Source organism: Cryomorphaceae bacterium 1068, from assembly GCA_027214385.1.
Lineage (GTDB): Bacteria > Bacteroidota > Bacteroidia > Flavobacteriales_D > Cryomorphaceae > JAKVAV01.
Genome location: JAPVXR010000016.1, coordinates 94079 through 100078, shown reverse-complemented (window position 1 = coordinate 100078; position 6000 = coordinate 94079). Strand labels below are relative to the sequence as shown.

General features: G+C 36.0%; 6 protein-coding genes. All 6 read right to left on the bottom strand.

Annotated features, from left to right (window positions below; genetic code table 11):
• Window positions 1-165 precede the first annotated feature (165 nt).
• The 6 genes from O3Q51_16255 to O3Q51_16230 all read right to left on the bottom strand — a co-directional run bounded on the left by O3Q51_16255 (window position 166) and on the right by O3Q51_16230 (window position 5961).
• The gene (locus O3Q51_16255) at window positions 166-813 is read right to left on the bottom strand and encodes a hypothetical protein (GenBank protein ID MCZ4410370.1); all 648 of its coding nucleotides are present in this window, start codon (window positions 811-813) and stop codon (window positions 166-168) included.
• 29 nt (window positions 814-842) lie between these two features.
• On the bottom strand, window positions 843-1307 hold the full coding sequence (locus O3Q51_16250; GenBank protein MCZ4410369.1) for a hypothetical protein: 465 nt from the start codon (window positions 1305-1307) through the stop codon (window positions 843-845).
• Between the two features lie 78 nt (window positions 1308-1385).
• Window positions 1386-2456 carry an acyl-CoA desaturase gene (locus tag O3Q51_16245; GenBank protein ID MCZ4410368.1) on the bottom strand — a complete coding sequence of 357 codons (1071 nt, stop codon included), beginning with the start codon at window positions 2454-2456 and terminating at the stop codon, window positions 1386-1388.
• Between the two features lie 87 nt (window positions 2457-2543).
• On the bottom strand, window positions 2544-3545 hold the full coding sequence (locus tag O3Q51_16240; protein MCZ4410367.1) for a hypothetical protein: 1002 nt from the start codon (window positions 3543-3545) through the stop codon (window positions 2544-2546).
• A 379-nt stretch (window positions 3546-3924) separates the two neighbouring features.
• Window positions 3925-4920: a hypothetical protein gene (locus tag O3Q51_16235; GenBank protein MCZ4410366.1), complete on the bottom strand. Its 996-nt coding sequence runs from the start codon at window positions 4918-4920 to the stop codon at window positions 3925-3927.
• A gap of 294 nt (window positions 4921-5214) precedes the next feature.
• Window positions 5215-5961 (bottom strand): DUF2490 domain-containing protein, encoded by a 747-nt coding sequence (locus tag O3Q51_16230; protein MCZ4410365.1) that lies wholly within the window; start codon window positions 5959-5961, stop codon window positions 5215-5217.
• Window positions 5962-6000: the final 39 nt, after the last annotated feature.

Below are 6000 nucleotides of genomic sequence, written 5' to 3'. Positions count from 1 at the left end.
GGTTTCATCAATCTGACCAAGCAATGTGAGATTCACAATTAGAAGCGCCGTTACTAGAATTGCTCTTTTCATTTTATAATGCTTGCCAACGCTCAGAGTAAGATGTCGTAAGCGACGATAGGAGCTTATGCATTTTACTCAATGTTGTGTGTAGCCTTTCTTTTTTTACTGTCCTAATTTCATCAATCTTTCTGATAATTCCTTGTCCCGTACCACAATTGAATGCTTCGATTTCTTTTTCGCAAAGCTCTTCATCTTTGAAGAAAGTTCAAGCGGCAAATAAGAGATGAGAAATTCAATTGCATTTGGGTTGTCTGTTAAGTACAGAAGTCCATCATACTCGCATAGACTCTCAACGGAGTAGTCCCTTAAATACCTGTCGAAAGCCATTAAAAACAGCTTCTGGTCAATTTCAAATAATTCCGAAGGAATTCTGAATTGAAGAGTCTCTTGATAGTTTAAGTAATACGTGGTTAACAATTGAATGTCGGCTGGTTCGAAGTTTTTGATAATGACTTTCAAATATTCTGGTAAAATCTCTTCGAATCGTCCACGTTCGATAAGATTTTTTGCTCTCATTTTAATCTCCGCTATTTGCCTCTGGTTCCCAAATAAGGGAATGAGTTCACAAGCGAAGAATAAAAGGTTTTTTCTTTTCAGCAACTCATCAATGAAGGCTTCTTGTTTGTACGCGTTAAATGACCAAACTTCCGATTTGAGACGGTCGAGCATGTCGAGACCACCGTCTTTATCATTGCGGAATTTATGGCTGAAATCAGCCCACCAATTTTCAAAAGTCAATTTATCCGTCATTAGTCATACGTTTTTGAAAGCTGCATTTTTCATTTTTTGATGAGTCCTTTAATTCTGTCAATAAGCGAAACAGGAAAAACTTTGAATGGTGTCCCATAGGCTTTCTCCGTATAAATTTTGCCTTCATATAAGTTTCCTTCTCTGTCTGTCACTGACGCTTGGCATGACAGCAATCGCAAAGTTTTATGCTTCTGTGATATGTAGATTTTGAACTTTGCATCAACGATGAAGTCTGTCGGGAAGTTGTTGCTGTCCAAAGTCCTCGTAATGGTTTCGCGAAGCTTCGAAAATTGAGCAACAATTGGCTTTATTTCTAATTCTTTTGGGTCAACGTTGCCTTGTAAAATATCAATTTCAATATCGGTTACACCTTTCTGTATAGCAGCATTCCAAATCCAGTCGGCCATGTAGGCCTTGTCCCACCAAAATAGGGTCGAAAAATAACGTTGTTCGAGGGAGTTGGGCAACCCGTTTAGATCTCTTCTCTTTCCCATTATTTAGTTACACACAACGGTTTGGCTATGCGCAGTGTCCCGCAGGGCATTGCGTATAGGTGATGTTGGGTGTAGTATTTATTGTTTTCCTAGGTCTTTTAAATATTCAAAGTGAGACTTTACTGCTTTCATAATTGTCAATTGATTGTAAGGCAAAGAGAATTTAATTGCGGTTTCTTGAATAACCGGAGTTATAAAAGTGTACATCGTATGTGGTAGCTTAGGAAATAAATGATGTGCAGCGTGTGAATTGAAGCCACCAAAAATCCAGTTAGCTAATCTACTTGTAGGATGGTAATCTAAAGAAACAGATAACTGATGTTCGTGATAACAAGTCGGTAATACACCATTAAGATCGGGCGTTGGAAAACTAGTCTCGGTAGTAAGATGAGAAATGATCAGAGTTAAAACGAAAAATAGCGATATAAATGAGTGCATAATTAAAAACGCAATAATCCAATTAGCGAAGGATAAATCAGAAAAGTAGCACGGAATTAAAAGTATAAACGAGAAGTAGAGAGCTTTAAGAACGATAACTTCCAATATGAAGAGCCAAGAGTATGATAGGTTTTTCATATTAGCTACCTCTTTTTTTGACAAGTAGATAAAGTCTTTCACTAAAATCCAGTGTAATGTATAAGCGCAGTAGACAAAAGGCGCATAGAGATGTTGAAACCTATGATTCCATTTTCGGTCATGAGTTTTTGAAAGTCTTATGAAAGGATTGTTGTCAATATCTGCATCACAACCATCTACATTTGGAAAGATGTGATGTGAAGAGAGATGTCTTGTTTTCCACAGGGTAGCATTTACGCCTTGAAGATTGAAAATTAAATAATGAGCTACTTTATTCTGATTTTTACTCTTGAATAATGTATTGTGTACCGCATCGTGCGAAGAGTTAAAAGCCAATAAAATGCCTGATAATCCAAACATAGAATAAGTAATAATCAGTAAAAGAAAATTATTCGATATCCCGTCAAGAAATAACAGTCCGAAAAAGAAAAGGTATAATGTGAAGTAGAAAAAGAATTTCACCTTCATTAATCTTTGATTTTTAGAGAGAACTTCAGAAGTTACCAAGCCTTGAACTTTTTCATTTAGCTCTTTAAAAAAATCGGTATTTGATGGTTTAAATTTAATCTTCATTCGTCCTGTTCTTTATTACACCCAACGCCTAAGCTAAGAAACGTATGCCGGAGGCTATGTTTTCTTAGGTTTTGTTGGCATTAGTTCTTATTCTTTTTCAGGTTTATTCTCCCTTAACATTGGTATAGAGTAAGTAATCATCAAGTTCTCGTAAAATAATGATTCACCACTTGGAGAAGTATACTCTCTATCGATCATGGAGCCATATTCCTTCACAGTAGAGAATGTTCGTGATATAAAACCTTCCTTGCGCTTGTCATAAATTCTCAACTTACCTAGACTAAACAGTGTAGAGAGATATTCGTCTAACCAGTAATCGTATTTCATGGTTGCAATGGAATTGTTTTCCTGATTGAGTAGGTTGTCTAGGAATTGCTCATTCTCCTTGTCATTACCAGACGCCTCTATTAAAAACTTCAAGTCATTTTCATCTAGATAAAGAAGGTAGTTTTCCCCGTATTTTAATTCAATCTGATTAGGCCCAATTATATTTGTAAAAAGGTCGATTTCAACTGTGTCTTTAGTAAAGTATTTATCTGCGGGCAATCGACTTCGTTCCAATATGTAGTTAGATTCACTAATCAGAAAGAACTTTTGTGGTTTTGATTGCTTCTTTAATACAGCCCGAGTGTCAAGAAACAATGAAGAATCATTAATTTCGGCTATGTTCATTTGCCAAGTTTGATCGATAATGCTCAAAGAGAATTTTGGATGAGTCATTACTTCAAGTTGAGCACTTTTTGCAAGATCTATTTCAACTTCGATTGTTTCGGTCTGGGCGTAAATAAATTGAATACTTCCTTTTAATTTTTTTCTTGGCAGCCTAATGGTCGAATGGCCGAAAAAATCTGTGGAGCCACCAGTAAGAATTTCTGTAGAATCTGAACTATGTAAGGCTCTTACAATATAATTGACAAACATACCTGGTTCTCGATGTTCATCAATGACTTTTATTTTTAGTTCAACAGAATCGGCCGAATGAGGTGAGCTATAATTTACCTTATTCCGTCCTCTGAGTTTCTGTTTTTTCTCAATGAAATTCAGGTGAAGTGTGTCTTTAGATACTTCATATTCACCATAGCCGTCCATTACACCCAATCGTGTGCGGTAATAAAAATCAAAAGTTTTATCTGCTCGGAAAGAATAGCAATGAGTGTAGCTGTCAGTCGAAGAGCAATATGACCCCTCGAGAGTCTGACTATCTGAGCATCCATTGCAAATGGATAGAATAAATATGATTGCTAGTCCTTTCATCTAATTAATGCCAACGTTTAGTATATGGCAAGTAGGGCAGTAGAAAGCGATAAACTTTCAAGTTTGTACTGAGCCAAATCGTTGTATTTTGTTTTTATCTTTTTCATTTTAAAAGCCAAATCAACGATTTGGCGGTGTTTGTTAATAGCTCTGAACTTTCCTAAACCACTGCACGCCCTATTTGCTATATACCGTGTTGTAGCACGTTTTTATTTTAAATATCCATTCCATAATCCCATTTTTTAATGCCTTTTTCTTCAAGCTGCTTTTTAATGTCATCATCAAGCCAAAAGAATAGGTTTGTGTATTTAACAGTCTCAGATTCTAGAAGAAAGTCAATCGCTTGTTTAAATAAGTCCTTGCGATAAGCAGCCTTAAAGTTCTCGGGGAAAAACAACAGAAAAGTCTCCAGATTTTGAAGTTGATTAAGGTTAGTTATGTCTATTAATCGACTATTGTTGTCTATCTGAATTCTTTTCAAGTTTATCAATCCTGATAAGTCAGGTAACTTCTCCATTTTAGACATCCCTTCAAAGTACAGTGAATTTAGATTCTCCATAGACTTTAAAAAATCGTAGTTAGGAATTTGCCTAGTTCTGCTTATTTCAAGTGTTCTAATACTTTTTACATTCGAGATTGCGTCCAAATTCTTGTAGCTTCCAAAAAGCAACCTTAATTGTCTTAGCTTTTCAAGATTGTTGATTAAGTCAAGATTATTCATTTTAACGCCACGAAAAGTAAGACGTTCAAGTTTCTCGAGCTTGGATGCATTCTCAAGTCCTTTCTTCATTCCGTCTATCCAAAGTGTCGTTAAATCTTTGAACTCACTAATAAAACTCAAGTCAACTGCCCTGGATTTAGTTTCCCCTATACCTAAGTCAGTCAGCAGTTTATTTTGTAATAGTGGTGTATAGTCAGAAGTGTGAAATGAAGAAATATCAATATTCCGTAATGCGGGCAATTGGGAATAGAAATCGAAATTCATTTGGTCATACCAAACAATTCTCAGTCCGATATTAGGGTATTCTTTATAAAATGAATTTAATACGTCCCAAGTCTTTTTACTTGGGTTTTTGAATTCAAAAAACTGGAGGGAATGAATGTCTTTTTCCTGAATTAATTTGGGGATATCGGAAGATTTGAGGTCGTCATAGATATTAATGTTCCCATTAAAATTTCCCCACTTCTTCTTTTTGTTAAATATTCCCATTCGGTTTTTCTAATGTGCTACAACGGCTCGGGTAAGATGTCGTAAGCGACTTCAGGAGCTTATGCATTTTACCCATTGTTGGCGTTTCGTTTCTTTTTTATTCTACTATCAAAGGAATCACACCAAGTCTCCATGTCTTGTCTATCCATGGTTTTAATGGGCCATCGACTCGTATGATCACTAAAAAACTCTTTCCTGGAATGGTTCATAACCAATTGTTTTCATTACCCGGAGTAGGGTTTGGGGAGAAATAGATATCGAAAGAACCATTTCAGGGGGCATTGTAAAATAAAATTACAGTTTCAAAAAGGTATGAAAAACTCTTAATCTAAAAACAATATCATTTGTACCAAATACGTCTTCAACAGTATTTCGAGTATAAAAATACCCAAGACCAAATTCACCTTTCCATGATGGAGAAAATTCCTTGCCAATACCCGGAGTAATTCTAACAGCATCATTAAACTGTTTCACTCCTATAAGATTCCAGAAAAGTTCAAGACCAACAGGAATGTAAACACCGTCGTTAAAACTAAGCCATTCGCCTTTTAAAAAGAGTACCATTTCTGCCTGGTAGCGAAGTCTAAGTCCAAACGTGTTTTTCCAATTTGTTGTTTCTATATCAAAACGCTCTTCCAGCCTTACATAATGCCAAATATTGATTTTCGGACGATCAGGCCATGTTACCTTAATCCCTTGGAAAGGCCGAATCTTCAAACGATTAGATTCTGATAAATTGTGTGTATAGAAAAAACCCACACCACCTGTTAATTGTGAATTGTGGTACAAATTCGGAAGAAACCGTTTAGGTAGTTTATAGCTAATGGAAGGTCTGATAACATATCTGTACCACTCATTCGGAAAAATGGTTCTTGCCCCAAAGTCACCGTGAAAATTCACCTTTTTTGAAAGCGGGTAGGATACTTTATAATCCAACCAGATTTGATCAGTAACGATGCCGCCTAGAGTGTCTTGAGCATTGACTGTTGGCTTTAAACCTATGCTAAAAAGAACAATCCATACAAATGACTTAAAGTTCACAACACAACTATTTTCCTACCCCAAAAAACCGTTTTAGAA